Here is a 25,110-nt window from a genome sequence, read left to right on the forward strand (position 1 = left end):
CTTTGCCGATTATCGTTTCGTTATAATGAAGATATCCTATAATTGGCTTAAAGAATTCGTAAATACAGATAAATCTCCCCAAGAAATCTCGACGATATTAACCGGTACTGGTTTAGAGGTAGAGAGCGTGGAGAAAGTACAGGCTATTCCCGGTGGTTTAGAGGGCTTGGTAATTGGTTTTGTTAAAGAAACCGCCCAGCACCCCAATGCCGACCGCCTAAAGGTTACCAAAGTTGACGTAGGCGGCCCTGCCGACCTACAGATAGTTTGCGGCGCTGCCAACGTTGCTGCCGGCCAAAAAGTAGTTGTGGCTACGGTAGGCACCACTGTGCACCCGACAACAGGCGAACCCTTCCTTATCAAAGAATCAAAGATCCGTGGCGAGGTTTCCCTTGGGATGATCTGCGCCGAAGACGAGATCGGCTTAGGCAATAGCCACGATGGTATTATGATTTTGGCCGAAGATGCTCCGGTAGGCACACTTGCTAAAGAATACTTTAAGCTGAACGACGACTACATGTACGAGATTGGCTTAACCCCCAACCGTGCCGACGCTGTTTCGCACTTAGGTACTGCCCGTGATATTGCCGCTTTTTTGAAAATTGGTATCACCAAGCCTGATGTTTCTGCATTTAAGGTAGACAACACAGATCGTGTTATTGAGGTAGTGGTTGAGAATGAAGCAGCCGCGCCGCGTTATGCAGATTTAACTATTTCTGGTATCGAAGTTAAAGAATCGCCGCAATGGTTAAAAGAGCGTTTGGCGGTTATTGGCGTGCGTGCCATTAACAATGTGGTTGATGCTACTAATTATGTATTGCATGATCTGGGCCAGCCACTACACGCGTTTGATGCCGATGCTATAAAAGGCAACAAGGTAATTGTAAAAAATGTAGCCGAAGGCACAGTGTTTAAAACACTGGATGATGTAGATCGTAAGCTATCTGCCGATGACCTGATGATCTGTAATGCCGAGGTGCCGATGTGTATTGCCGGGGTATTTGGCGGTGCCGACTCGGGTGTTAAAGCTACTACGACAAGTATATTTTTAGAGAGCGCTTATTTTAACGCGGTATCGGTACGTAAAACGGCAAAGCGCCATAACCTTAAAACTGATGCTTCGTTCCGTTTTGAGCGTGGTACCGATCCGGATATGGTGGTGTTTGCGTTGAAACGTGCCGCCTTGCTGATCAAAGAAATTGCAGGCGGGCAAATCTCGTCTGATATTATCGACCTGTATCCAAACCCAGTTGCCCCATTTGATGTGGACCTGGGCTATGCCAACGTGCATCGCCTGATAGGCCAGGTTATCCCGCATGAGGAGATCAAGGCCATCATCACCGCGCTGGACATCCAAATCGTAAGCGAATCTGCCGAAGGCGTAATTTTGAAAGTGCCGCCTTACCGTGTTGATGTAACGCGCGATGTAGATGTGATAGAAGAGATCCTGCGTATTTATGGCTATAACAACATTGCTATACCAACGCAGGTGCGTGCGTCGCTTAGCGCGTCGCCTAAGCCCGAAAAGGATACGGTTCAGAATATGCTGAGTGACTTGTTAACGGCTAATGGCTTTAACGAGATCATGTCTAACTCGTTAACCAAGTCTGCTTATTCAAGCGACCTGGATTCAGCAGTGAAAATATTAAACCCGCTAAGCTCTGATCTGGACGTAATGCGCCAAACCATGGTTTACTCGGGCCTGGAAGCTATCGCTTACAACCAAAACCGCCAAAACGCTGATGTTAAATTTTACGAGTTTGGTAAGGTTTACAGCATTAAGGACGATAAGTATAACGAAAGCCAGCGCTTCGCTATCTTTATGAGCGGTGCTACAACATCCGCACAATGGAACCAAAAGGCTACCGCTGCTACATTTTATAACCTGAAAGCTATTGTCGACGGCATATTGCAAAAACTAAACATTAACGATGTAACAGTTGAGGATGCCACTTGCAGTAAAATGGCGTATGGTTTAAACTACATCAAAAATGGCAAAACGCTGGTTAAATTAGGGTCAGTAAGTAAAGATGCCTTAAAGAAAGCCGATGTTGACAAAGAAGTTTTTTGGGCCGATTTTAGTTTCGACCAGGTGATGCAGATCGTTAAGAAAAATAAGATCGTTTACCAGGAGATCTCCAAATTCCCGGCGGTGAAGCGTGATCTTTCCATGTTGATTGATAATCATATCACCTTCGGTCAGCTTAAACAAATAGCCCAGCGTACCGAGCGTAAGTTGTTGAAGGACGTTACAGTGTTTGATGTTTACCAGGGCGATAAATTGCCGGCCGGTAAAAAATCATATGCGCTAAGTTTTATTATCCAGGATGCTGAAAAAACCCTGACCGATAAAACGATTGACGCGATCATGCAGAAATTAATTTATAATTTGCAGAAGGAAGCAGGGGCAGAGATAAGGAAATAAAGATTGGTGATTGAAGATTTAAGATTGGTGTTAGCATGAAGGCGTTTACAGATTTGGAAGTTTGGCAAAGGTCTAGAGTATTGCGAAACGATATTTCCCAATTAACTAAGTCGTTTCCGTCCGAAGAGAAATACAGGTTGAGCGATCAGATCATTCGTTCATCAAGATCAGTAGGAAACAATATTGCCGAAGGGCACGGTAGATTTCACTATATTGATTCTTCAAGATTTTTAATCACCGCCCGTGGATCTTTAATTGAAACGCTAGATCATCTAATCGTTGCTTTAGACGAAAAATACATTACAGAAGAAATATTTAATAAATTTAAAGGCGATTACGAAACGTGTTTGAGAATGCTAAACGGTTACATTACTTATTTGAGAAATCAACAACCTCAAAAAAACGGATAAACTATTTAGACCCAATCTTCAAACTTTAATCTTCAATCTTAAAAAATGTCATCAACCGCAAATCAACTTGATAGTGTTATCGATAAAACCCAGCGTTTGATCGAACTTTGCAGTGCACTGCTTGAAGAAAATGACTTGCTAAAGTTAGAAAATGATACATTAAATTCAGCCTTAAATGGCAGTCTGGCTAAGGTAAAAGACCTTGAAGAAAGGGTTAAAGCGGTCAAATTTGCAAAGTTGTTTTCTGATACAAATGAAAAAAGTATTGATATTAAGCAAAAAATTAACGAATTTGTGCAGGAAATAGATAAGTGCATTGTGGTACTGAAAAAGTAACACAGAAAGTGAACAAGCTCAGATGGGAGAAATCTCAATAAAAATAAATATTGCCGACAGAGTTTACCCCTTAAAGGTAAACATGGAAGAAGAAGAAATAATACGAAGGGCAGCTAAGTTAATAAACGACCGCATAAAAGAATATCAGGAAAATTACGCGGTTAGAGATAAGCAGGATTTGCTGGCTATGAGTGTGTTGCATTACGCTACATCATCATTAAAAGCAGAAAAAAAGGTGACGGTAGAGGATACTGACGTGGCCGATAAGGTTTATCAACTGGACAACATGCTGAACGAATTTTTTTCTAAGTCGTAAATAACGTTCTTTACATATTGCAAGAGCCAATTAAGATTTAACCGCGGTTGAATTTTATGTTTCACTATTAAAAACTTAACACTTCAATATCTACGGATCAAGGAGGCGTGCGTTACTCATTACGTTTAACGGTAACCCATGATTCTAAAATATCTGTATCGAAGTTTTTAAAATACATGACACGTAAAGTTTAGTCGCGGTTTTTTTATTATATACTAAATTATAAACCTTTATAAACCAATGAATATATTATACTCAATAATAGGGCTCCTTTTAGGCTTAATTGCAGGGATTGGCATAGGCCGTTTCTTACTGCGCAAGCTTTTTAAGGACCAGGAAGCTAACGCTCAAAATAAAGTTAAGAAGATTCTTAAAGAGGCAGAGAACGATGCCGAGATATTAAGAAAAAACAAATTGCTTGAAGCTAAAGAGCGCTTTTTACAAATGAAAGCCGAGCACGAGCAGGAAGTAAATTCGCGTAACAACGAGGTAGTTCAGCGCGAAAACGGCGTTAAGCAAAAAGAGCAATCATTTAACTCAAAAATAGAAAATCTTGCCCGTAAAGAAGGTGAGTTAGATAAGGTTAAGCAGAACCTTGAGCGCCAAACGGAGATACTTGTTACAAAACAAGAAGAGGTTGAAGTGCTAAAAAATAAGCACGTTGAGCAGCTGGAAACTATTGCAGGCCTGTCTGCAGAGGATGCAAAAAACCAATTGGTTGACAACCTGCGCGAAGATGCCCGCTCAAAAGCGATGGCCCAGATCAAAGACATTGTTGACGAAGCCAAACTAACCGCCACTAAAGAAGCTAAAAAGATAGTTATCCAAACCATACAGCGTACCGCTACAGAGGCCGCTATTGAGAATACCGTATCTATCTTTAACATAGAGAACGACGAGATTAAGGGCCGCATCATCGGTCGCGAAGGACGTAACATCCGCGCGCTGGAAGCTGCTACGGGTATAGAGATCATTGTTGATGATACTCCGGAAGCTATTATCCTTTCAGGCTTTGACCCAGTTAGGCGCGAGATTGCCCGTTTGGCCATGCACCGTTTGGTAACAGATGGTCGTATCCACCCGGCACGTATTGAAGAAGTGGTTGCCAAAACCAAAAAGCAGATAGAAGAAGAGATTGTTGAGATTGGCGAGCGTACCGTGATAGATCTTGGTATCACCGGTTTGCACCCCGAGTTGATCCGTATGGTAGGCCGTATGCGTTACCGTTCATCTTACGGACAAAATCTGCTACAGCACTCGCGCGAGGTAGCTAACTTTTGCGCCACTATGGCTGCCGAATTAGGCCTTAACGTTAAATTGGCTAAACGTGCAGGCTTACTGCACGATATTGGGAAAGTGCCTGATGATAACCCGGAATTGCCTCACGCAATTTTAGGTATGCAACTGGCCGAGAAATATAAAGAACACCCTGAAGTTTGTAACGCTATTGGCGCTCACCACGACGAGGTGGAGATGACCTCTATGCTGTCACCAATCATCCAGGTTTGTGATGCTATATCAGGTGCACGTCCCGGCGCACGCCGCGAGGTGGTAGAAGGCTACATCAAGCGTTTAAAAGAGCTGGAAGAGCTGGCCATGTCATACCCGGGAGTAGAGAAAACTTTTGCTATCCAGGCCGGCCGCGAGCTGCGTGTGGTTGTAGAGAGCGAGAAGATCAGCGACGCGCAATCAGAAATACTGGCTGCCGACATATCAAACCGTATACAAACAGAGATGACCTACCCGGGCCAGATCAAAGTAACTGTTATCCGCGAAACAAGGGCGGTAGCGTTTGCCAAGTAATAAATAGATATTGTCATTGCGAGGTACGAAGCAATCGCACGCTGTAAGTTCGCGATTGCCACGCTACACTCGCAATGACAAAATATATCGCAAATTGCCATTCTGAGGAACGAAGCGTCTTCTACGCCTGCTAAGCAATCCGGCCTGCTAAACGAATAAGATCCTTCGCTATGCTCAGGATGACAAACTAATTATTATGAGTTGGCGCTCATAGTCGCATTATGGCATCAAAAAAGCAAAAACCCACACCCCAACCCAAAACAGATCTACGGCCTATTGACGTAGCGATCAGCCAGTACGATAGCTTTCATCAAAAGCCGGTTAATCGCATCATCAATTACATATGCATTCCGGTGATATTGTTCAGCGTGTTGGGCTTTATATGGTCGTTGCCGTTTCCGGCTTTGAAATTTTTAGGCGTTTACAACGGTTACCTTAACTGGGCGTCGTTTGTAATAGCGTTCGCTGTTTATTACTACATGCGTTTGTCGCCGCTCATGTCGTATGCCATGTTGCTTGTATTGTTTGCCATAACTTACGGCATTACACAGTTGCAGGCGGTAGATAAGGGCTACCTGTTGCCGCAAGTTTGTATCTTTTTGTTTGTAACTGCCAACCTACTGCAATTTATAGGTTATCGTATAGAAGGTAAAAAACCAACTTTTTCTGACGAGTTTAAATTTATACTGACAGCACCGCTGTGGTTGTTAAGCTTGGTGATGAAAAAATTTGGGCTGAAGTATTAAAAGCCCCACCCAAGCTACCCCGGTAGGGAGGGACAGCCCCACCCACCCCTCCCCGGAAGGGGGGGCTTTGATTGTTATAGTTTACCCTATCGGGGGAGATTTAAGAGGGGGCTCTACAAATTTTTCCCTAACATATCTAGCGTATCCTGCGGGATGTTATCTACTTCTAACACCAGGAAACCGTCCAGCGAATCTGAAAACTTTGGGTCGATATTAAAGCTGATGATCCTGGCATTAAGCGCAATGTATTGGCGCAGCAGCACAGGCACTTTGATGTGCTGCGTTTCAACCTGCGATATCAGCTGATCCAAGCCTTTAAAGGTATCTTTACCTTCTAAAAGAATATCTGTATCTATACTCGAAAAATCGACCTTAAACTTTTTACGGGGCTTAACAAACTGCGCTAACTCATGGTCAAAATGATTGCGGTTGATGTAATCAACAATAAGCGACTTTGAAAACGTAGAAAACGAGTTACTTATACTAACCGGGCCTATCAAATACTTGTAGCGCGGATTATCCAGCAAAAACTTCATTATCCCTTTCCAGAGTAAGTATAATGGTAACGGTTTGCCCTGGTATTCTTTCCGGATCCATGAGCGGCCCAGTTCAAGGCATTTGCGCAATATGGGGGTAAATTGCTCCTTGATCTTAAATAGTTCGGCAATATAAAAACCGTCTTTTCCTAAGCTGTAAAATATCTCGTCACCCAAGCCAATGCGGTAGGCGCCTACCAGCATTTTGGCATCAGCGTCCCATATAAACAGGTGTTGATAGTAAATGTCATATTCGTCAAGGTCGGTAGCCTTGTTGGTGCCCTCGCCAATCTCGCGGAAGGTGACCTCGCGCAGCCGCCCTATCTCGCGTATCATGCATGGAATGGCAGATGTGGGCACAATAAATACCTCGTAGTTTTTCTCAGTCCAAATCTTATAATTATCGCGCATACCGTCCACCTCTTTCTCTAAAGCATCAGGGTTAATAGCCTTAACGATCTCTTGTTGCTTTTTTTTTATTTTGAACAGATTACGCGGATCAAAGATCTTTTTCTCCTCTTCCAGTCCCGACCCCAGCGCGTAGGTGCGTGCCCTTAAAAAGTTGAGCAGCTTGCCGGGGTTGTTATTATTAGGGATGTCGTCAACCTTAATTGGCTTGCCAATGCGCAGCCTGATCGTTTGTCCTTGCTTGTTAAAAAGCTCAGACGGTAACTTGGCGGTGCGCAGGGCAGGGTGTATCAGGCTCAATAAATTAAACAGCAAGCCGTTGTTACCATGGAAGTATATGGGCACAACCGGCACTTTTGCTTTCGCGATGATCTTACCCACTACCGGGTGCCAAAGCCTGTCGGTAACCTCTTGTTTGTCCAGTTTAAAAGTTGATACCTCGCCCGCCGGGAAAATACCGATAGGCGTGCCCTCTTTTAGTAATTGCAGCGTGTTTTTTAACCCGCTGATACTTGATGAATGGTCGATGTTTTCGAAGGGGTTTACCGCAATGAAATACTCGCTCAGGTTAGGGATCTTTTTTAATAGGAAGTTGGCCATCAGTTTAGCGTCAGGCCGTGCCAATAACAGCATCTTTAAAAATACAAGCCCCTCAATACCGCCATATGGGTGGTTTGCTATGGCGATGAAGGCGCCTTTGGCCGGGATGTTTTTCAATTCCTGCTCATCAAACTCTACCTCGACACCACAACCCTTTAATATAGCATCTATAAACGCAATGCCTTGTTGATCCTCGGATTGCTCAAACAGCTCGTTTACCTGGTTTATCTTCATCAGTTCCATCAGGAATGATGCAAGGCCGGGCAGTTTCAATCTGTCAAGTTTGGTAGCTTTGGCAAATTCTTCGGTAGTAATGATCTTCATTGTGGGTAGCTGCGTATTGCGCTGTAAATATGTTTTAAATTTATTACTTTAATCGCAGAATTTCCCGAACCAATGAAGTCGCAACTGAAAAATTACCTGTCTGTCACAAAAACGCAATGGAACGGCTTGGTAGTGTTTCTGATACTGGTAGCTGCTATACTTGGCGCGCCGTATGTTTATGAATATTATAATCCGCCTAAAGCGGTAGATTTTAAGGATTTTGAAACAGATATAGCCCTGTTAAAGCAAGTGACGGGGGACGATATTAACGACGTATCTTCAACCACTGCTAAAGCGAAACCCTTCGCCTTCAACCCCAATAATTTGCCTGCCGATCAATGGCGACAACTTGGACTAAGCGATAAGCAAATAGCCACCATTAAAAACTACGAAGCCAAAGGCGGGCATTTTTATCGTAAGCAAGATGTGCAGAAGATGTACAGCATAACTGCCGAAGATTACAAACGCCTTGAAAGCTATATCAATATCCCCGGCGAGACTGATGCCCCCAGCAATAAACTCATAGCCGGCGAAACCGTAGAACTTAACAATGCCGACTCGGCCAAACTTACCCGCATACCGGGCGTAGGCCCCGCCTTCGCGGCACGGATAGTGGCCTACCGCAAACGGTTGGGTGGCTTTTTGAGCAAGGAGCAACTCAAAGATGTTTACGGTATTGACGCTGAAAAGTATGCCGGTATGGCCGGCCAGGTAAGGGTTAACCCGGCGCGTATTAGTAAGATAAACATTAACGAAGTTGACTTTGAAGGGCTGCGCAAATTCCCGTATCTCACTAATAAACAAACCAATGCCATAATACAATATCGTTTACAACATGGCAATTATAGTTCAATAGCCGATTTGCAAAATATAGCTATACTTGATGATACAATTTTGCGTAAAATTGAGCCTTACATCAATTTCAAATGATAGAGCAGCAAATCAAATCAGCCGTACGCGATATCCCCGATTTCCCGAAACCGGGCATTGTATTTAAAGATATTACCACCATTTTAAAAGACCCCGCGCTGTGCGAGGGAATTATCGACGCTTTTATAGAAAAACTAAAAGGCATCCGCATTGATGCTGTTGCCGGGGTTGAGAGCCGCGGCTTCCTGTTCGGTTTAACATTAGCTACCCGGTTGGGCGTGCCCTTTGTTCCTGTACGTAAAGCGGGCAAATTACCGTACAGCATCAAACAAAAAGCTTACGAGTTAGAGTACGGCACTGCCACTATTGAAATGCATACCGATGCTTTTGAGCCCGGCCAGCATATATTATTGCATGATGACCTGCTGGCTACCGGCGGCACCGTAACCGCTGCCAGCGATTTGATACAAGAGATGGGTGGCGTGGTTTCAGGCTTCTCGTTTGTAGTTGGTTTAGGCTTTTTAAAAGGTAAAGAACGCATAGCACCCATCAGTAATAACATTATTGTATTAGCAGAATATTGATCCCAAAAACCATGAAAAGCATTACCATTATCAGTTTGTTTGTGTTAGCCAGCCTGAACGCTATGGCTCAAAAGTATGTGCCTACCACCAACACGCTTAACAAAAAGGTAATGTTTGGCTACCAGGGCTGGCACGCAACGCCTAACGACGGATCAAACAATGGGGTTTGGCGACACTGGTTTGGCGGCAGGCAGCCCGAGGCAAAGAATGCCAATTTTGACCTATGGCCCGATATGCGCGAATACCCTGCAGATGTGCTCGAAGCCACCAGCATGACCTATCCTGACGGCTCACCGGCTAAATTGTACTCGGCGTATAAATATGGTGCGGTCGACCTCCATTTTAAATGGATGATGGAGCATGACCTTGATGGGGTTTTTCAGCAGCGTTTTGTTACAGATATTAAGGGCCGTGGCGGCGCGCGCCATTTTAACCAGGTAGTGCGCAATGTTAAACAGGCCAGCGAGAAATACAAACGCGTTTACTGTATCATGTACGATATATCCGGCGCAGGCCCAACCTGGAAACAGGATTTGATGAAGGACTGGATGTTCCTGGTCGACTCGCTGCAGGTTACCAAAGGCAGCTCATACCTGCACCATAAAGGCAAACCGCTTTTATCTATCTGGGGTTTGGGCTTTGACCATACGCAATTTGCTACTGTTGCACAAAGCGACTCTTTACTGGATTGGTTCCATAAAAACGCGCCCAAGAAATACCAGGCCACCATAATGGGGGGCATTAATGATACCTGGCAAACGCACACTGCGGACTGGAAAGCGGTATACAATAAAATAGACATTATCAGCCCTTGGGCGGTTGGCCGTTTTGGCGATGATAAGGGCGCCGACAAATTTCGCGACCGTACTGTAGTGCCCGATAAAGCCTATTGTGATGCACACAAGATAGAGTACCTACCGGTGATCTTCCCGGGATTTTCATGGTATAATTTAAGGCGCACCAAGAGCCCTTTTAACCAGATCCCGCGCCGGGGCGGCGAATTTTATTGGCATCAATCGTACAACGTTATAAACGCTGGCGTAAGCATGGTTTACATAGCCATGTATGATGAGGTAGACGAGGGTACCGCTATGTACAAAGCTGCCCCAACTGCTGCCGAGCGCCCCGCTAACGAAAAGTATTTATCATTAGATCAGGATGGTCAATCGCTACCGTCCGACTGGTATTTGCAATTGGCGCAGGGTACCAGTAACGTTTTAAGGGGTAAGATTAAGAATACGGTTACGTTGCCGGTAGGTTTAAAAAAATAACAATGAATATGTAGAGACGCAATGCATTGCGTCTCCCGCCGACAGGTAAGACGGGACAAACGCCTGTAGAGACGCAATGCTTTGCGTCTCCCAACAGACAGGAAAAACAAGGATTATAGAAGGTTTTACGTTTCCAGTCGGCAGGTGATGTTTTACACATTGCGCGCGGGAGACGCAACGCATTGCGTCTTTACCATTACCGCGGTTAATTTAAACCAAACCCGATGACCGATCCTTTCAAAAACAAATACAGAATACCACCTGCACGTCTACAATCATGGAATTATGCTGACAACGGGCTGTATTTTATTACCATCTGTATCCAAAACAGAGAGCATTATTTGGCAATATCGCGCGGGAGACGCAACGCATTGCGTCTCTACCATTACCACGGTTAATTTAAACCAAACCCGATGACCGAACTTTTTAAAAACAGATACAGAATATCACCTGCACGTTTACAATCATGGAATTATGCTGACAATGGGCTGTATTTTGTAACCATCTGCATCCAAAACAGAGAACCTTTATTCGGCAATATCGTAGAGACGCAATGCTTTGCGTCTCCCGCGGACAAGCGGGACCATACTGCCCCTACCGCCGATGCGATAATGCAGTTATCAGCCTTGGGGAAAATGGTAGAACAAGAGTGGTTAAAAACGCCCGAACTAAGACCAGACATGAATTTAGTTTTAAATGAATATGTGGTTATGCCGAATCATTTTCATGCGATAATTTATATAGGCGAAAATTCTTATAATGACCCTTATTTTCGGGATATCGCCTATATCCGAGACGTATCGCGCAGCCTGTCTCAGGGAGACGCAAAGCATTGCGTCTCTACGTCGATTAACGAAAATACGTCTGACATCAAAAATAAATTTGGGCCTCAATACAAAAATCTTGCTTCGATTATTCGCGGTTTTAAGGCAGCGGTAACAACCTACGCCAGGAAAAAGGAAATACCGTTTAACTGGCAACCGCGTTTTCATGACCATATCATTAAATCAAACGAAGAATATATCAAGATAGCCGATTACATTGTCAATAATCCTTCAAATTGGCAGGCAGATAAGTTTTATCAATAACATCACCATCCGTAGAGACGCAATGCTTTGCATCTCCCGCCGGACAGGTAATTTTGTTTGCTTGTGCCGACAGGGATTTGCATGAATTGATATAATGCGGCCTGCCTTTATGTTATTTACTTGTCAGCGGGAGACGCAATGCATTGCGTCTCTACATACGGCCTTGTAAAATTATTTTCTCCACCCACATCCCACAAAAACCCTTTTAAATCAGCTAAACATAAAATCTATACCGTATACCCAAACAGTCCCTTTTTACGGGTGGTTGGGGGCAAACTTTAGCTTTGTTTTAGTCGTTAGATAGGTGTAAACCGCTAACAAATATGAGTACTTTATTAACTGATGTATCCGCAGGATATAATTTTTCGACTGACGACAACCAGGCCATGGTGGCGCAAATGGCGCGCGATTTTGCCGAAAAAAACATTCGCCCGCACGTAATGGAATGGGACGAGGCGCAAACTTTCCCCGTAGAACTTTTTAAAAAATTGGGTGAACAAGGCATGATGGGCGTGCTGGTGCCCGAAGAATATGGCGGCTCGGGCTTTGGATATTTTGAATATGTAAGTGTTATTGTTGAAATAGCCAAGGTATGCGGATCCATCGGCTTATCTGTCGCCGCGCATAACTCGCTTTGTACCGGCCATATCCTGGCCGTGGGTACACATGAGCAAAAACTAAAATGGTTGCCAAAGCTGGCGTCCGGCGAATGGATAGGGGCATGGGGACTGACCGAAGCCAATACGGGCTCTGATGCTTTGCACATGTCAACTACCGCTGTATTAGATGGCGATAGCTACATTATCAACGGATCAAAAAACTGGATTACCCACGGTAAAAGCGGTGATGTTGCGGTTGTGATGGTGCGCACCGGCGCGCAGGGCGACTCGCACGGCATATCGGCTATTGTGATAGAAAAAGGTACGCCGGGATTTACTCACGGCAAAAAAGAAAACAAACTTGGCATGCGCGCTTCTGAAACTACGGAGCTGATATTTGACAACTGCCGCGTGCCTAAAGAAAACTTACTGGGACAAGAAGGACAAGGCTTTTTGCAGGCCATGACGGTTTTAGATGGGGGGCGCATCTCCATCGCCGCGCTGTCATTGGGCATTGCCAAGGGGGCTTTTCAAGCTGCCGTTGCTTATTCTAAAGAGCGCAAACAGTTTGGGCAGCCTATATCAAATTTTCAGGGAATCTCCTTTAAGCTGGCCGATATGGCTACCGAGATTGAAGCATCAGAATTGCTGATTATGCAGGCTGCCGATCTGAAGAATCGACATCTGCCCGTTACCAAGCAATCAGCCATGGCTAAATATTTCGCGTCAGAAACCGCGGTAAGGTGTGCTACAGAAGCTATACAGATTTTTGGAGGCTACGGCTACACCAAAGATTTCCCGGTAGAGAAATACTATCGCGACGCTAAGCTTTGCACCATAGGCGAGGGCACGTCTGAGATACAAAAGGTAGTGATAAGCAGGGAGATATTACGGTAAAACAATAGCAGACTTACGAAGTTTTGAAAATTTCGCAAGTCTGTTATTTAGTATTGTTATCCACCGAAGGTATAAAAAACGCTTAAGGCTAATCCACTGTTTACAAACCTGAAATTGAAATTTTGGCTGCCGGCATAATTATTACGGTTAGCATTACTTGTTTTACTGCTTGAGTAATTTAAATCGGCAATATTTGCTGCTATACCGAACCGTGGGGTTGGGTACTATACAAGGTCAAAGTTACCCCCTACATTGTAGCTGGTATATTTACTACCATAACTTGTACCGGGTATATAATTATAGTCTTGTTTGCCCCACTGATAGCCTGCGTAAGGCCCTGTTCTGAAACCAATTTTATTTTGATACAAAACGTATTTTCTAAAATATGCACTTACCCCAAATGAATTGGTTTTGGCTTCGTTGAAATTGGTAGTAGGGAAACTGTAATAATCATTAGTTTGCCGGTTGTAAGTGTAAGATAAAGCGCCACCTAATTCTAAATCGTCGGCTATGAAATAGCCGTAGCTTGGCCCGATATTGGCAAAAGTTGATTTGGATACCTGATCAGCCGGATAAGCTGTAGCAGAATTAAGGTTACCATTTGAATTGGTGCTATGTTGATAGATGCCACTAAGCCCAAAATTTTGTTTTCCTTTTTGCGTTTGCGCGTTTACAAATTGCCCGGCAAGTAACATTGCCGCAGCCAGTGCGAGAGTTTTTTTCATGTGATAAAGTGTTTAAATATGAGCACTGATAACGGCAGAAATTTTGTCTTATTTCATCGTTTAAACAAAATCAGCGCACATTTTTAATAAATTTTATCCCGCAAAATAAAGATGTTAAAAGCCCGTTTTTATTGGCTTTTTGTTGCACATTCGCTACTATACGTATCCACTCACACCATCGTCCTAAAAGTCAGGTTAACCCTGGGCGCAGTTACCTTTTTAGATTTTGGCAAACTATGCAGCCAATGCGTCTGCGTGGTGCCTTTCATAACCAGTAAACTGCCGTGTGCCAGCATGAGCGCTACGGGGTGTTTGCTTACGCGATGCTTAAGCGCGAATTTACGCTCGGCGCCAAAACTGAGCGACGCGATGGAGGTGTCTTTCCCCAATGCTTTTTCATCGTCGCTGTGCCAGGCCATGCCTTCATCGCCGGTGTGATACAGGTTAAGCAGGCACGAGTTGTATTGCTGCCCTGTTAGTTGTTCTACCAGTGCTTTAAGTTCCAGCAACTCTTTGGTCCAGCCCAGGGCGTGTTTGGTAGTGTTTGAGTAGGTGTAGCTGTAACCTTCGTCGCCATACCAGGCCACTTTGCGTTTGGTAATAATGTGACGGCCGAAAATAACGGCCTCATCGTTTTTCCACTGGATGGTGTCCAGCAGTATATCGCGGTAACGGTCAGCCCGCGCCGTATCCACAACCTGGCCGTAGTAATTTGTAATTCCGTCGTAGGGTAGTATGTTGTCCTTGCTATTTGTTGTAAATAGTGCCATATTTTGCCAATTAAATTGTTCTTTTTTTGTGGGCGAAGGCTGGGGTTTTACTAAGTTTTCAGCCTTCCATTCTTTATATTTGCCGGGTAAACACTGGCCACATGGACGGTAGCCCGCGTTAATAGCTTCGTCCTCGTCCTTGAAAAAAATCCGGTTCTCTGGGTTTATCCGTTTGCCGGCTTTGCAGGTTAACGTACCGTATATTTTATTTTTGCGATATCCGGCCAGGCTTATGTCGCCTTTAATAATCAAAGCCTGCAAAGCGCGGAAATGTGTGAAAGGTTTATCGCCTAAATCTGTATGATTGATCATGCCTTAATAGTTTGGTTCGGCTATTTGAGTTGGAGCGGATTAGGTCAAGCGGCTGAAGAGGGCTTTCGAGCGAAAAGCCTGATCCTAACCTCGATTTTCAGCCCTTCTGTCTTGTTTCATCTCAATACAAGCCTGTTTTATAATAATTTGATTAATAGGTAATTAAAGTTCTTTTACACAGAAAATAGATGACCTAAAAGTTGTTGCATTGTGGCGCTTTGCAAAATGCTTTATATCAGTGAATTAGATCAAAATCTTGTTTCATTTTGTTTCACGCCGTTTTTGTAAATTATTATATATCAGTAAGTTAATCAAAAATCTTGTGTCACTTGTTTCATCTGTATCACACACTCGTGAAACAAACAACGCTATACCTCTGCAAAAGCCTTCGCCGCTTCCCAGCCTAGCATAGCGCTTTTGCGCTGGCTGCCCCAATGATATTGCCCGGTTTCGCCGGTGGAGCGGATAACCCTGTGGCAGGGGATAAGGAAGGCCACCGGGTTAGCGCCTACCGCCGACCCAACTGCACGGCTGGCATTCGGGTTTTGCAGGTTGGCTGATAGGCCCCCATAGGTAACCAATGCGCCAACCGGCACCTTCAGCAAAGTCTCCCAAACCTTAAGCTGAAAGGGGGTGCCTTTAAGGTGTAGTTTGATGTCCTGCAGCTTGCTCCGGTCTTGCGTAAAGATGTAGAGCGCGTTCTGCTGTATAGCATCAACAAACTGGTGGTAGTTGGCGTTGGGGAACAGCCTGTGCAACGCGGCGAATGCGTCATCGTTACTGCCATCAACAAAGGCCATATAACAAATGCCCCTGGCTGTTGATGCTACAATGATGGTACCGAAGGTGCTCTCGGCAAAGCTGTAGTTGATGTCCAGCTGCTCGCCGCCATTCTTGTAGTCGCCCGGTGTCATGCCTTCAATCTTGATGAACAGGTCGTGCAAACGGCCCGTGCCCGACAGGCCGGTATTAAGAGCAGCATCAAACAGCGATGCCTGCCTATCCTTCAAGATGCTCTTAGCGTGCTCGATACTCAGGTATTGCAAGAACTGCTTGGGTGTTACGCCGGCCCAATCCTTAAACATACGCTGAAAGTGGAAGGGGCTGAGGTTTACATGTTCGGCAGCCTGCTCGAGGGTGGGTTGTTGCTTATAGTTTAGCTTCAGATAGGCTATGGCCTGTGCTATGCGGTTGTAATCGATTTGGTTCTGCGTGTCCATGATAGTTATCATTTAATAGCACAAATGTACTGCCTTGCAGAACAACGCCAAACCCGTTTCTTGCGGAGTTTACAGCGACGCTGTGTCGTCTATAGGGATGGAGAACCAAAAGTTACTGCCATTGCCCACGGTGCTGTCTACGCCTATCTTGCCGTTGTGCCGGTTAATGATCTCTGAGCTAATGTATAACCCTAAGCCCAAGCCCGAAAACTGGTGTCCAAAGGCGTCAACACGGTAATAACGGTCAAATAAATGCGGCAGCTTCTGCGGGTTGATACCGATGCCAAAATCGCGCACGCAAACGGTGGCGCGGTCATCATCATGCATAACCGTTATCTCTATCCGCTTTGATGATGGCGAGTACTTGATAGCATTGCCCAGGAGGTTGATCATCACCTGGTCAATACGCCGGTAATCGGCGTAAATCATCAATTCCTCATCGCCCAAAAACACAAACTCGTACTCGTTAACCGGGTTGATATGGTCGCAGCAATCCTTAATCAGTTCTACAAGGTCAAAGCGGTTAATGTTGAGCGATAGCTGGCCCTGCTGTATTTTGGTCACATTAAGCAGGTCGTCAAGTAAATGAATCAGCTTACCCAGGTTGTTGCTGGCTTTGTTTACGAACATCGGGACTTTGTCTGATGCGGGGTCAGTCTTTACCAACTTCTGTAGTATCTGCATAGATGCACTGAGCGAGGTGATAGGCGTCTTAAGCTCATGGCTGGCCACACTTATAAACTCGTCTTTACGCAACTGTAGCTGATACTCTTCGGTAACGTCCTGCAGTATCCCGCTAAACTGGTGTGCATTGCCTTCGGCATCGAATTTAGCGCGACCGGTGGCTTCAACAATTCGTTTTTTGCCCTCGCGATCCTGTAGGGTATATATGATGTTATAATTGCCGTCTGACCCTTTTTCTAATGCTTTTTCAATAGCTGCGGATACCCGGTCGCGGTCTTCTGGCATCATCGCGGCAAGGGCAATGTCAGGGTTAATCTCTTCATGCTCTTCCAAACCAAACCATTGTTTAAGGCGCGGATTGCCAAGAAAGGTATTGGTAGTTGGGTTGAAGTCCCAAGTGCCCAGATCGGCAGCCTCTATAGCAAACTCAAGCTCCTTTTTGGCTGATTCGATATTACCGAACGATGCGACTTTATCGGTGGTTTCGCTGCATATAACCATCACGGCGGCCGGGTTGCCGGTTTCATCAACTACCTTGCTATAGCTAAATGTCCAGTAAACATCTTCTAGTTTATCGTTTCTATATATAGGTAGTAGTTGGTCCTCGTGCCAGGCAGCGTCACCATCGCTCAATACATTATCAATAATGGGCTTTATAAAAGGCCAGATCTCTTGCCAGCAATCCTCACCGCGCTGGCCAAGTGCTGTAGGATGCTTCCCGTTATTGCCCAAACTTGGGCGATAAGCATCGTTATAAAACTGTATCAAATCGGGCCCCCAAAACAAAAACATCGGGAACTTAGCGTTCAGTATAATACTAAGCGTGGTTAATAAGCTTTGCGACCATCCCTGGGGATGCCCTAAGGGGGTTGAGCTCCAGTTAAATTCGCGGATAAGCTGCCCCATTTCGCCACCACCTTTTAAGTAATTGGTGTATGATGCCTTGGTGCCGGTGTCTGTACTCATTTAATAATAGGGTAGTTGTTGTTTTGGAGGGGTAAATATCGATAGTTAAACAGGAATGGTGTAAAAAGGTTTGGCAGATGTGTTGGGATCTGACTTATTTCTAAAAAACCTATTTGTAAATCAAAACATTATATCTACATTTGCCCTCCCTGAAAGGAGGTATATTGGAATTATGATCATTATCAACGTTAAAGAAGGCGAATCATTAGACAAAGCATTAAAACGCTTTAAGAAGAAATTTGAGAAAACCGGTGTGTTGCGCGAACTACGCAGCCGTCAGGCATTCGAAAAGAAATCTGTATCTCGTCGTCACGAGATCAAGCATGCCATTTACAAACAAAACATGAACCTTGAAACAACTGTTTAATTCTTTGTAAAAAGAAATTCAGTTTTTCTTGTAGACATATATAAAACTATTTGTACATTCATTTTACTGAATGCGCAAATAGTTTTTATGTTTTTAAGCCGCTTTATACAATATATTCAATTCGAAAAACGGTATTCACCGCATACTGTATCTGCCTATCGGTCAGATCTTGAACAGTTCATCAGTTTTCTTAATTATCCTGATGAAACCGTAACGCACCCCAACCAAATTACGCACCACCTGATACGCAACTGGATGGTTGAGCTAATGAGTCAGCAGCTTATCCCGCGCTCTGTTAATAGAAAAGTTGCCACCCTGCGCAAATACTTTAAGTTTTTAGTGCAAGAAGGGGAGCTTACTGTAAATCCAGCATCAAAAATAAATACGCCGAAAGTACCAAAGCACTTACCGGTTGTTATTGAAACCGACAAACTGGTTGCCGCCCTTGATAATGATCAGGCCGATACTTTTAAAACGGTGCGCAGTAAACTCATTATTGAGATGCTGTTTGGTACCGGCATGCGCCTGGCAGAGCTACTGGGTGTTAAAGAGGCTGATGTAAACTATTACGACGGAACGGTGAAAGTTTTAGGCAAACGTAACAAAGAACGCATTATCCCCACAAACCACGAACTGCGGACATTGTTACTGAAATACAGCGCGTTAAAGAAAAGTGAAAATTTCAGTAACAATTCATCAACATTGATCGTTACTGATAAAGGGGTAAATGCATATCCAAAACTTATTTATCTAACGGTGCAGCATTATTTATCAAACATATCAACCCAAAGCAAAAAAAGCCCGCATGTGTTAAGGCACACGTTTGCTACCAGCTTGCTAAACGCTGGCGCTGATCTGAATGCGATAAAAGAATTGCTTGGCCATGCTAACCTGAGTGCTACCCAAATTTATACGCATAATTCTGTTGAAAGATTAAAGTCTATTTACAAACTAGCCCATCCAAAGGCATAAAAAGGAGGAATCATGAAAATTACAGTGCAATCAATTCATTTTACTGCAGACAAGGGATTATTAGAATTTATACAGCGCAAGGCAGACAAGCTGGATACGTTTCATGATAGTATTATAAGCGGAGAGGTTTATTTAAAGCTTGAGAACGTAGACAACGAAGCAAATAAAATTAGTGAATTTAAGTTGCGCCTGCCGGGCAATGTGCTTTTTGCAAAAGAGCAATGCAAAACTTTTGAAGAGGCGACCGACCTTGCTATAGAAAGCTTGCGCAAGCAAATAGCTAAGCATAAAACTAAGAAAGAAATTGCCGCCGAAGAGGTGAGGAAAGTTGTACTAGCTTCGGACGAAGAAGAGTTTTAAATTATTTAGATAAAATTATAAGAAAAGCCGACGACCCTAAAGTGGTTGCCGGCTTTTTTGTTATCTATTTTAATCAATTTTGTTAGCCTCAAAAATCCTTTCCTGCTGTAAATCAGCCATAAAAAATCTGTAAAATCCGGGTCCCCAAACTCTGTTACTTTTTTTTAGAAAAAAATTTTGTTAGGGAGTATTTATTTGTAAATTTGCAATCCCTTTCAGAGAGGTGTGTAACGCACTTCATCAACTAGAGGGAAGGTTCTTTAAAATAAATATTTTCAACCCTGATAAATTAATTGCATCTTCGCCGATCAATTATTTGGATGGTCTACGTGACCAAACATAAATCAAGGTATAAAATAAGCCTCCTTAGCTCAGCTGGTAGAGCGACTGACTTGTAATCAGTAGGTCATTGGTTCGATCCCGATAGGAGGCTCTGTTAATTTCGGAAGAGTGGTGTTTAGCTTCAACTTTGAACAGCATAAATCCGAAATCAACAAACGGGGGGATACCAGAGCGGTCAAATGGGACGGACTGTAAATCCGTTGCTTCGGCTACGAAGGTTCGAATCCTTCTCCCCCCACATTTTAAGTAAGCAGTTTGCGGTAGCAGCCGGTAGTTTAACTACCGGCTGAAACTGTAAACTGCAAACTTATTTTAAGCGGAAGTAGCTCAGTTGGTAGAGCGATAGCCTTCCAAGCTATAGGTCGAGAGTTCGAACCTCTTCTTCCGCTCTATAAAGGTTGGCAGTACACGGTTCGCAGTGGATAGTTTAATAACTTCAAACTGAAAACTTTGCACTTAAGACTAGAAAACAAGCCGACGTAGCTCAGGGGTAGAGCACTTCCTTGGTAAGGAAGAGGTCATGGGTTCAAATCCCATTGTTGGCTCAGCGTTAATAAACGTTATTAAGAAAAGAATATAAATTAACCTACAAATAATTAAATAAATCATGGCAAAAGAAAAGTTTGACCGCAGTAAACCGCATTTAAACATCGGTACAATCGGTCACGTTGACCACGGCAAAACAACTCTTACAGCGGCTATCACTAAAGTATTAGCTGACGCGGGTTTTTCAGAAGCTCGTTCATTCGATTCAATCGACTCAGCTCCTGAAGAGAAAGAACGTGGTATTACTATTAACACAGCTCACGTTGAGTATTCAACAGCTAAACGTCACTACGCACACGTTGACTGTCCGGGTCACGCGGATTATGTGAAAAACATGGTTACTGGTGCTGCTCAAATGGACGGTGCTATCATCGTGGTTGCTGCAACAGACGGTCCGATGCCACAAACTCGCGAGCACATCCTTTTGGCTCGTCAGGTAGGTGTACCTTCATTAGTTGTATTCATGAATAAAGTGGATATGGTTGATGATCCCGAATTATTAGAATTAGTAGAAATGGAAATCCGTGAGCTACTTTCATTCTATGATTTCCCTGGTGATGATATCCCTGTAATTCAAGGCTCAGCTTTGGGTGGCTTAAATGCTGATCCGAAATGGGTTGGTAAAATCATGGAATTGATGGATGCTGTAGATAACTACATTCCAATTCCTCCACGTTTAACAGAGCTTCCATTCTTGATGCCTGTTGAGGACGTATTCTCGATCACTGGTCGTGGTACTGTTGCAACTGGTCGTATCGAGCGTGGTGTGATTAACTCTGGTGAGCAGGTTGATATATTAGGTATGGGTGCTGAGAACTTGAAATCAACCGTAACAGGTGTTGAGATGTTCCGCAAGATACTTGACCGTGGCGAAGCTGGTGACAACGTAGGTTTATTATTACGTGGTATTGAAAAAACTGATATCCGTCGTGGTATGGTTATTTGCAAACCAGGTTCTGTTAACCCACACACTGATTTCAAAGCAGAAGTTTACGTATTATCAAAAGCAGAAGGTGGCCGTCACACGCCGTTCTTTAACAAATACCGTCCGCAATTCTATTTCCGTACAACAGACGTTACAGGTGAAATTACCTTGAACGAAGGTGTTGAAATGGTTATGCCAGGTGATAACGTTACCATCAACGTAAAATTGATCAACGCTATTGCAATGGAAAAAGGCTTACGTTTCGCTATCCGTGAAGGTGGCAGAACAGTAGGTGCTGGCCAGGTAACTGAAATTGTTGCTTAATTTCAACCCCTTAAAGGGAAATAAAAACGGTTAATTTTTTTGTAAAGTACCCCGGCGTAATGCCAGGGTACTTTATCAATATTATAATGTTCCTTCAGGAGATTGAAGGTTTACACGGGAATAGTTCAACGGTAGAATAGAGGTCTCCAAAACCTTTGATCAGGGTTCGAATCCTTGTTCCCGTGCATAATAGCAAACAATAAAGAATGGCTAACGTATCTGAATATTTAAAAGACTCTTACATCGAGCTTACCCAAAAAGTAACCTGGCCAACCTGGCGCGAGTTACAAAGCAGCGCGGTTTTGGTATTGATAGCGGCAGTTATTATTGCCATGCTTATATTTGGTATGGATCAGCTAATTGGCCTTTTGCTTAACAAGTTTTATAGTTCACTAGCTTAATATTAAATAAGAATGGGTGATCAATTGAAATGGTATGTTGTGCGCGCCATAAGCGGTAAAGAGAAAAAGGTAAAACAATATGTTGATGCTGAAGTCTCTCGCTTAGGTATAAGTCATTTAGTGCCTCAGGTTTTAATACCTACAGAGAAGTACTACCAAATGCGCGACGGAAAAAAGATAGCTAAAGAGCGTAACTATTTTCCGGGTTATGTGCTAATGGAAGCGCAGTTAGATGGTGAGCTTGAGCACATTATCAAAAACATAAACAGCGTTATTGGTTTCTTAGGTGATAAGGCCGGCAACGCTATCCCTTTACGCCAGGCAGAAGTTAACCGTATTTTAGGTAAGGTTGATGAGATGACAGCACAAGGCGAAACCATGAATGTTCCATATTACGTTGGCGAAAACGTTAAGGTAATGGATGGTCCTTTCAATGGCTTTAGCGGCGTGATAGAAGAGGTTAACGAAGAGAAAAAGAAACTCAAAGTAATGGTAAAGATATTCGGTCGTCGTACGCCGCTCGAGTTGAATTACATGCAGGTAGAGAAAGAATAGTTTTATTTCGGAGCTTTTACAAAAAGCCCCGGATTTTATATAAACAAAGACATTGGGTGTCACAACCTGATAAAAAATGTTACTTAGCTTCCACTTTATAACATTGATAATTAAATAACAAAGCAAAATGGCAAAAGAAGTCGGTGCGATGGTTAAGCTGCAAGTAAAAGGCGGCGCCGCAAATCCATCACCTCCAATTGGCCCAGCATTGGGTGCAAAAGGGGTAAACATCATGGAGTTTTGCAAGCAGTTCAATGCACGTACCCAGGACAAACCTGGTAAAGTGTTGCCTGTACTTATTACTGTCTACGTAGACAAGTCATTCGATTTTATCATTAAAACACCTCCTGTAGCTATCCAATTATTGGAAGTATCAGGTTTAAAAGGTGGTTCGGCAGAGCCAAACCGTAAAAAAGTTGCCAATGTAAATTGGGATCAGGTTGAAACTATTGCCAAAGATAAAATGGTTGATTTAAATGCGTTTACATTAGAGTCAGCCATGAAAATGGTAGCAGGTACTGCCCGCAGCATGGGGATAACCGTATCAGGTACGGCACCCTGGAATTAATTAAATTTATACAAATCAGTTTAAGACAGTGGCTAGATTAACAAAAAATCAAAAAGTGGCGCTCTCCAAAATTGAGGCTAATAAATCATACACATTAGAAGCTGCATCATCTTTAGTTAAAGAATTAACTTTAACCAAATTTGATTCATCAGTTGATATAGATGTGCGTTTAGGTGTTGACCCCCGTAAAGCCAATCAAATGGTACGTGGTATTGCAACATTGCCTCATGGAACCGGAAAAACTGTACGTGTATTAGTTCTTTGTACTCCGGATAAGGAGCAAGAAGCTAAAGATGCAGGTGCAGATTTTGTAGGTTTGGACGACTATATCGCCAAGATTGAAGGTGGATGGACTGATGTTGACATTATCATCACAATGCCAAGTGTTATGGCTAAAGTAGGTAGATTAGGCCGTGTGCTTGGTCCGCGTAACTTAATGCCTAACCCTAAGTCAGGTACAGTAACTACAGACGTAGCTAAAGCTGTAACTGAGGTAAAAGGTGGTAAGATCGATTTCAAGGTTGACAAAACCGGTATCATCCATACCTCAATAGGTAAAGCATCTTTCCCTGCTGAAAAAATTTATGAGAATGCATTAGAAGTATTGCAGGTTATCTCTAAATTAAAACCATCATCAGCAAAGGGAACATATTTTAAGAGCATTCATATCTCTTCAACTATGTCTCCGGGGATAACAGTAGAAACAAAATCAGTAGCGGGAATTTAATCATGAATAAAGAAGAAAAACACGACCTTGTTCTTGCCCTCTCTGAACAAATGAAGGAATTTGGTAATTTTTATATTACCGATACTTCAGAGTTAACAGTTGCAAAAATCAACAACATCCGTCGTCAATGTTTCGACAGCGACATTACGATGAAAGTGGCAAAAAATAGCTTGATTAAAAAAGCTATGGAGGCGGCCGGCGGTGATTACACAGCAATGTTTGACGTTTTAAAAGGTTCATCATCTATACTTTTCTCAAAATCAGCAACTGCCCCGGCGAAGCTGATTAAGAAGTTGAGAAAACAAGGTAACAAACCAATTTTAAAAGCAGCTTACATTGACTCAGCAATATTTGTTGGCGATGAACAATTAGATACATTGATCAAATTGAAATCGAAAGAACAATTAATTGGCGAGATCATCGGACTATTGCAATCACCAGCGAAAAATGTTATATCTGCTCTACAATCAGGCGGAAACACATTGGCAGGATTAGTTAAAACATTACAAGAAAGAGGTTAATTCAGACACCTTAAAGTTTGATATTAAAATACAAAGCATTAAAGTAAAAAACATAATATAATGGCGGATTTAAAAGCATTTGCTGAACAGTTGGTAAACTTGACAGTAAAAGAAGTAAACGAATTAGCTCAGATCTTAAAAGACGAGTATGGCATTGAGCCAGCTGCTGCAGCTGTTGCTGCTGCACCTGCTGCTGGTGGTGGCGATGACGCTCCTGCTGCTGCTGCTGAGCAAACAGCATTTGACGTTATCCTGAAAGAAGCAGGTGGCTCAAAATTAGCTGTTGTTAAATTAGTAAAAGACTTAACAGGTTTAGGTTTGAAAGAAGCTAAAGATCTTGTTGACGGTGCACCTAAAGAAGTTAAAACTGGTGTAACTAAAGAAGAAGCTCAATCTTTAAAATCTCAATTAGAAGAAGCCGGAGCAGTAGTTGAGGTTAAATAATTAACCACTACCCGTATAGCATCAGACTCCGACCTATAAATGGTCGGGGTCTATTGCTGTTTATAAAGGTTTGATAATAGATTTGAGACAGTTATATGAGATATGAGATCCTCAACTGTTTGCAAATTGGCGAATGTCAAGCAATATTTTTTCAAGAATATCTCATAT

Annotated in this window: 26 protein-coding genes and 5 tRNA genes; 26 read left to right on the forward strand and 5 right to left on the reverse strand. The window is 43.3% G+C overall.

Going from position 1 to position 25,110, the window contains the following annotated elements:
- The first annotated feature begins 25 nt into the window (after positions 1-25).
- From pheT to ACFSYC_RS09395, 6 genes are all read left to right on the forward strand, one after another.
- Entirely contained in the window at positions 26-2,425 is a 2,400-nt protein-coding gene (pheT, locus tag ACFSYC_RS09370) for a phenylalanine--tRNA ligase subunit beta (RefSeq protein ID WP_377126218.1), read from the forward strand.
- A 35-nt stretch (positions 2,426-2,460) separates the two neighbouring features.
- Positions 2,461-2,835 carry a four helix bundle protein gene (locus tag ACFSYC_RS09375; RefSeq protein ID WP_377126221.1) on the forward strand — a complete coding sequence of 125 codons (375 nt, stop codon included), beginning with the start codon at positions 2,461-2,463 and terminating at the stop codon, positions 2,833-2,835.
- A 45-nt stretch (positions 2,836-2,880) separates the two neighbouring features.
- The gene (locus ACFSYC_RS09380; RefSeq protein WP_377126224.1) at positions 2,881-3,171 is read left to right on the forward strand and encodes a hypothetical protein; all 291 of its coding nucleotides are present in this window, start codon (positions 2,881-2,883) and stop codon (positions 3,169-3,171) included.
- Between the two features lie 22 nt (positions 3,172-3,193).
- Positions 3,194-3,487 carry a cell division protein ZapA gene (locus ACFSYC_RS09385; RefSeq protein WP_377126227.1) on the forward strand — a complete coding sequence of 98 codons (294 nt, stop codon included), beginning with the start codon at positions 3,194-3,196 and terminating at the stop codon, positions 3,485-3,487.
- A 240-nt stretch (positions 3,488-3,727) separates the two neighbouring features.
- Complete coding sequence (rny, locus tag ACFSYC_RS09390; RefSeq protein WP_377126229.1) at positions 3,728-5,290, forward strand: ribonuclease Y; 1,563 nt, start codon at positions 3,728-3,730, stop codon at positions 5,288-5,290.
- Between the two features lie 221 nt (positions 5,291-5,511).
- Positions 5,512-6,036 (forward strand): Mpo1 family 2-hydroxy fatty acid dioxygenase, encoded by a 525-nt coding sequence (locus ACFSYC_RS09395; protein ID WP_377126232.1) that lies wholly within the window; start codon positions 5,512-5,514, stop codon positions 6,034-6,036.
- 113 nt (positions 6,037-6,149) lie between these two features.
- Here ACFSYC_RS09395 and ACFSYC_RS09400 read toward each other — a convergent pair whose 3' ends face one another.
- On the reverse strand, positions 6,150-7,904 hold the full coding sequence (locus tag ACFSYC_RS09400) for a lysophospholipid acyltransferase family protein (RefSeq protein ID WP_377126235.1): 1,755 nt from the start codon (positions 7,902-7,904) through the stop codon (positions 6,150-6,152).
- A gap of 72 nt (positions 7,905-7,976) precedes the next feature.
- On the opposite strand from ACFSYC_RS09400, the gene ACFSYC_RS09405 reads away from it, so the two are divergent.
- The 5 genes from ACFSYC_RS09405 (at position 7,977) to ACFSYC_RS09425 (ending at position 13,213) form a co-directional block, all read left to right on the forward strand.
- Positions 7,977-8,834 (forward strand): ComEA family DNA-binding protein, encoded by an 858-nt coding sequence (locus tag ACFSYC_RS09405; protein ID WP_377126238.1) that lies wholly within the window; start codon positions 7,977-7,979, stop codon positions 8,832-8,834.
- Positions 8,831-9,358, forward strand: a complete 528-nt coding sequence (locus tag ACFSYC_RS09410) for an adenine phosphoribosyltransferase (RefSeq protein WP_377126241.1) — start codon at positions 8,831-8,833, stop codon at positions 9,356-9,358. Before ACFSYC_RS09405 ends, ACFSYC_RS09410 begins: the two co-directional genes overlap by 4 nt.
- 11 nt (positions 9,359-9,369) lie before the next feature.
- Positions 9,370-10,629 (forward strand): glycoside hydrolase family 71/99-like protein, encoded by a 1,260-nt coding sequence (locus tag ACFSYC_RS09415; protein WP_377126244.1) that lies wholly within the window; start codon positions 9,370-9,372, stop codon positions 10,627-10,629.
- Between the two features lie 413 nt (positions 10,630-11,042).
- A complete protein-coding gene (locus ACFSYC_RS09420) occupies positions 11,043-11,717 on the forward strand; it encodes a transposase (RefSeq protein ID WP_377126247.1) in 675 nt (224 codons plus the stop codon).
- Between the two features lie 323 nt (positions 11,718-12,040).
- Positions 12,041-13,213, forward strand: coding sequence for an acyl-CoA dehydrogenase (locus ACFSYC_RS09425; RefSeq protein WP_377126249.1), 1,173 nt, complete (start codon positions 12,041-12,043; stop codon positions 13,211-13,213).
- 224 nt (positions 13,214-13,437) lie between these two features.
- Here ACFSYC_RS09425 and ACFSYC_RS09430 read toward each other — a convergent pair whose 3' ends face one another.
- The 4 genes from ACFSYC_RS09430 to ACFSYC_RS09445 form a co-directional block, all read right to left on the reverse strand.
- Positions 13,438-13,938 (reverse strand): hypothetical protein, encoded by a 501-nt coding sequence (locus ACFSYC_RS09430; RefSeq protein WP_377126252.1) that lies wholly within the window; start codon positions 13,936-13,938, stop codon positions 13,438-13,440.
- Between the two features lie 170 nt (positions 13,939-14,108).
- The gene (locus ACFSYC_RS09435; protein ID WP_377126254.1) at positions 14,109-15,020 is read right to left on the reverse strand and encodes an alpha-ketoglutarate-dependent dioxygenase AlkB; all 912 of its coding nucleotides are present in this window, start codon (positions 15,018-15,020) and stop codon (positions 14,109-14,111) included.
- A 368-nt stretch (positions 15,021-15,388) separates the two neighbouring features.
- On the reverse strand, positions 15,389-16,240 hold the full coding sequence (locus ACFSYC_RS09440) for a methylated-DNA--[protein]-cysteine S-methyltransferase (RefSeq protein ID WP_377126257.1): 852 nt from the start codon (positions 16,238-16,240) through the stop codon (positions 15,389-15,391).
- A 69-nt stretch (positions 16,241-16,309) separates the two neighbouring features.
- Positions 16,310-17,890 carry a PAS domain-containing sensor histidine kinase gene (locus ACFSYC_RS09445; protein ID WP_377126260.1) on the reverse strand — a complete coding sequence of 527 codons (1,581 nt, stop codon included), beginning with the start codon at positions 17,888-17,890 and terminating at the stop codon, positions 16,310-16,312.
- A 172-nt stretch (positions 17,891-18,062) separates the two neighbouring features.
- Here ACFSYC_RS09445 and rpsU point away from each other — a divergent pair, with 172 nt between their 5' ends.
- The 15 genes from rpsU (at position 18,063) to rplL (ending at position 24,942) form a co-directional block, all read left to right on the forward strand.
- Complete coding sequence (gene rpsU / locus ACFSYC_RS09450; protein ID WP_144248316.1) at positions 18,063-18,257, forward strand: 30S ribosomal protein S21; 195 nt, start codon at positions 18,063-18,065, stop codon at positions 18,255-18,257.
- Between the two features lie 87 nt (positions 18,258-18,344).
- Positions 18,345-19,229 carry a tyrosine-type recombinase/integrase gene (locus ACFSYC_RS09455; protein WP_377126264.1) on the forward strand — a complete coding sequence of 295 codons (885 nt, stop codon included), beginning with the start codon at positions 18,345-18,347 and terminating at the stop codon, positions 19,227-19,229.
- 12 nt (positions 19,230-19,241) lie between these two features.
- Positions 19,242-19,589 (forward strand): ribosome hibernation-promoting factor, HPF/YfiA family, encoded by a 348-nt coding sequence (hpf, locus tag ACFSYC_RS09460; RefSeq protein WP_377126267.1) that lies wholly within the window; start codon positions 19,242-19,244, stop codon positions 19,587-19,589.
- A gap of 360 nt (positions 19,590-19,949) precedes the next feature.
- Positions 19,950-20,022: transfer RNA gene (locus ACFSYC_RS09465), tRNA-Thr, on the forward strand.
- Between the two features lie 66 nt (positions 20,023-20,088).
- Positions 20,089-20,169, forward strand: a tRNA-Tyr gene (locus ACFSYC_RS09470).
- Positions 20,170-20,247: 78 nt separating this feature from the next.
- Positions 20,248-20,320, forward strand: a tRNA-Gly gene (locus ACFSYC_RS09475).
- A gap of 84 nt (positions 20,321-20,404) precedes the next feature.
- Positions 20,405-20,476, forward strand: a tRNA-Thr gene (locus ACFSYC_RS09480).
- A 62-nt stretch (positions 20,477-20,538) separates the two neighbouring features.
- On the forward strand, positions 20,539-21,726 hold the full coding sequence (tuf, locus tag ACFSYC_RS09485; protein WP_377126270.1) for an elongation factor Tu: 1,188 nt from the start codon (positions 20,539-20,541) through the stop codon (positions 21,724-21,726).
- A gap of 114 nt (positions 21,727-21,840) precedes the next feature.
- Positions 21,841-21,911: transfer RNA gene (locus ACFSYC_RS09490), tRNA-Trp, on the forward strand.
- Between the two features lie 21 nt (positions 21,912-21,932).
- Entirely contained in the window at positions 21,933-22,127 is a 195-nt protein-coding gene (gene secE / locus ACFSYC_RS09495; protein WP_377126273.1) for a preprotein translocase subunit SecE, read from the forward strand.
- A 12-nt stretch (positions 22,128-22,139) separates the two neighbouring features.
- Positions 22,140-22,682 (forward strand): transcription termination/antitermination protein NusG, encoded by a 543-nt coding sequence (nusG, locus tag ACFSYC_RS09500; protein ID WP_377126276.1) that lies wholly within the window; start codon positions 22,140-22,142, stop codon positions 22,680-22,682.
- A gap of 127 nt (positions 22,683-22,809) precedes the next feature.
- Complete coding sequence (rplK, locus tag ACFSYC_RS09505) at positions 22,810-23,250, forward strand: 50S ribosomal protein L11 (protein WP_377126279.1); 441 nt, start codon at positions 22,810-22,812, stop codon at positions 23,248-23,250.
- Between the two features lie 28 nt (positions 23,251-23,278).
- Positions 23,279-23,977: a 50S ribosomal protein L1 gene (gene rplA, locus ACFSYC_RS09510; RefSeq protein WP_377126282.1), complete on the forward strand. Its 699-nt coding sequence runs from the start codon at positions 23,279-23,281 to the stop codon at positions 23,975-23,977.
- 2 nt (positions 23,978-23,979) lie between these two features.
- Positions 23,980-24,498 carry a 50S ribosomal protein L10 gene (gene rplJ / locus ACFSYC_RS09515; protein WP_377126285.1) on the forward strand — a complete coding sequence of 173 codons (519 nt, stop codon included), beginning with the start codon at positions 23,980-23,982 and terminating at the stop codon, positions 24,496-24,498.
- A 60-nt stretch (positions 24,499-24,558) separates the two neighbouring features.
- Positions 24,559-24,942, forward strand: a complete 384-nt coding sequence (rplL, locus tag ACFSYC_RS09520; protein ID WP_191176019.1) for a 50S ribosomal protein L7/L12 — start codon at positions 24,559-24,561, stop codon at positions 24,940-24,942.
- Positions 24,943-25,110: the final 168 nt, after the last annotated feature.

It is taken from the genome of Mucilaginibacter antarcticus, from assembly GCF_042686155.1.
GTDB classification, from domain to species: Bacteria; Bacteroidota; Bacteroidia; order Sphingobacteriales; family Sphingobacteriaceae; genus Mucilaginibacter; species Mucilaginibacter antarcticus.

Bases quoted from the DNA above. Each gene is read 5' to 3' on its own strand.
- pheT (WP_377126218.1), top strand. From the start codon at position 26: ATGAAGATATCCTATAATTGGCTTAAAGAATTCGTAAATACAGATAAA.
- ACFSYC_RS09375 (WP_377126221.1), top strand. From the start codon at position 2,461: ATGAAGGCGTTTACAGATTTGGAAGTTTGGCAAAGGTCTAGAGTATTG.
- ACFSYC_RS09380 (WP_377126224.1), top strand. From the start codon at position 2,881: ATGTCATCAACCGCAAATCAACTTGATAGTGTTATCGATAAAACCCAG.
- ACFSYC_RS09385 (WP_377126227.1), top strand. From the start codon at position 3,194: ATGGGAGAAATCTCAATAAAAATAAATATTGCCGACAGAGTTTACCCC.
- rny (WP_377126229.1), top strand. From the start codon at position 3,728: ATGAATATATTATACTCAATAATAGGGCTCCTTTTAGGCTTAATTGCA.
- ACFSYC_RS09395 (WP_377126232.1), top strand. From the start codon at position 5,512: ATGGCATCAAAAAAGCAAAAACCCACACCCCAACCCAAAACAGATCTA.
- ACFSYC_RS09400 (WP_377126235.1), bottom strand. From the start codon at position 7,904: ATGAAGATCATTACTACCGAAGAATTTGCCAAAGCTACCAAACTTGAC.
- ACFSYC_RS09405 (WP_377126238.1), top strand. From the start codon at position 7,977: ATGAAGTCGCAACTGAAAAATTACCTGTCTGTCACAAAAACGCAATGG.
- ACFSYC_RS09410 (WP_377126241.1), top strand. From the start codon at position 8,831: ATGATAGAGCAGCAAATCAAATCAGCCGTACGCGATATCCCCGATTTC.
- ACFSYC_RS09415 (WP_377126244.1), top strand. From the start codon at position 9,370: ATGAAAAGCATTACCATTATCAGTTTGTTTGTGTTAGCCAGCCTGAAC.
- ACFSYC_RS09420 (WP_377126247.1), top strand. From the start codon at position 11,043: ATGACCGAACTTTTTAAAAACAGATACAGAATATCACCTGCACGTTTA.
- ACFSYC_RS09425 (WP_377126249.1), top strand. From the start codon at position 12,041: ATGAGTACTTTATTAACTGATGTATCCGCAGGATATAATTTTTCGACT.
- ACFSYC_RS09430 (WP_377126252.1), bottom strand. From the start codon at position 13,938: ATGAAAAAAACTCTCGCACTGGCTGCGGCAATGTTACTTGCCGGGCAA.
- ACFSYC_RS09435 (WP_377126254.1), bottom strand. From the start codon at position 15,020: ATGATCAATCATACAGATTTAGGCGATAAACCTTTCACACATTTCCGC.
- ACFSYC_RS09440 (WP_377126257.1), bottom strand. From the start codon at position 16,240: ATGGACACGCAGAACCAAATCGATTACAACCGCATAGCACAGGCCATA.
- ACFSYC_RS09445 (WP_377126260.1), bottom strand. From the start codon at position 17,890: ATGAGTACAGACACCGGCACCAAGGCATCATACACCAATTACTTAAAA.
- rpsU (WP_144248316.1), top strand. From the start codon at position 18,063: ATGATCATTATCAACGTTAAAGAAGGCGAATCATTAGACAAAGCATTA.
- ACFSYC_RS09455 (WP_377126264.1), top strand. From the start codon at position 18,345: ATGTTTTTAAGCCGCTTTATACAATATATTCAATTCGAAAAACGGTAT.
- hpf (WP_377126267.1), top strand. From the start codon at position 19,242: ATGAAAATTACAGTGCAATCAATTCATTTTACTGCAGACAAGGGATTA.
- tuf (WP_377126270.1), top strand. From the start codon at position 20,539: ATGGCAAAAGAAAAGTTTGACCGCAGTAAACCGCATTTAAACATCGGT.
- secE (WP_377126273.1), top strand. From the start codon at position 21,933: ATGGCTAACGTATCTGAATATTTAAAAGACTCTTACATCGAGCTTACC.
- nusG (WP_377126276.1), top strand. From the start codon at position 22,140: ATGGGTGATCAATTGAAATGGTATGTTGTGCGCGCCATAAGCGGTAAA.
- rplK (WP_377126279.1), top strand. From the start codon at position 22,810: ATGGCAAAAGAAGTCGGTGCGATGGTTAAGCTGCAAGTAAAAGGCGGC.
- rplJ (WP_377126285.1), top strand. From the start codon at position 23,980: ATGAATAAAGAAGAAAAACACGACCTTGTTCTTGCCCTCTCTGAACAA.
- rplL (WP_191176019.1), top strand. From the start codon at position 24,559: ATGGCGGATTTAAAAGCATTTGCTGAACAGTTGGTAAACTTGACAGTA.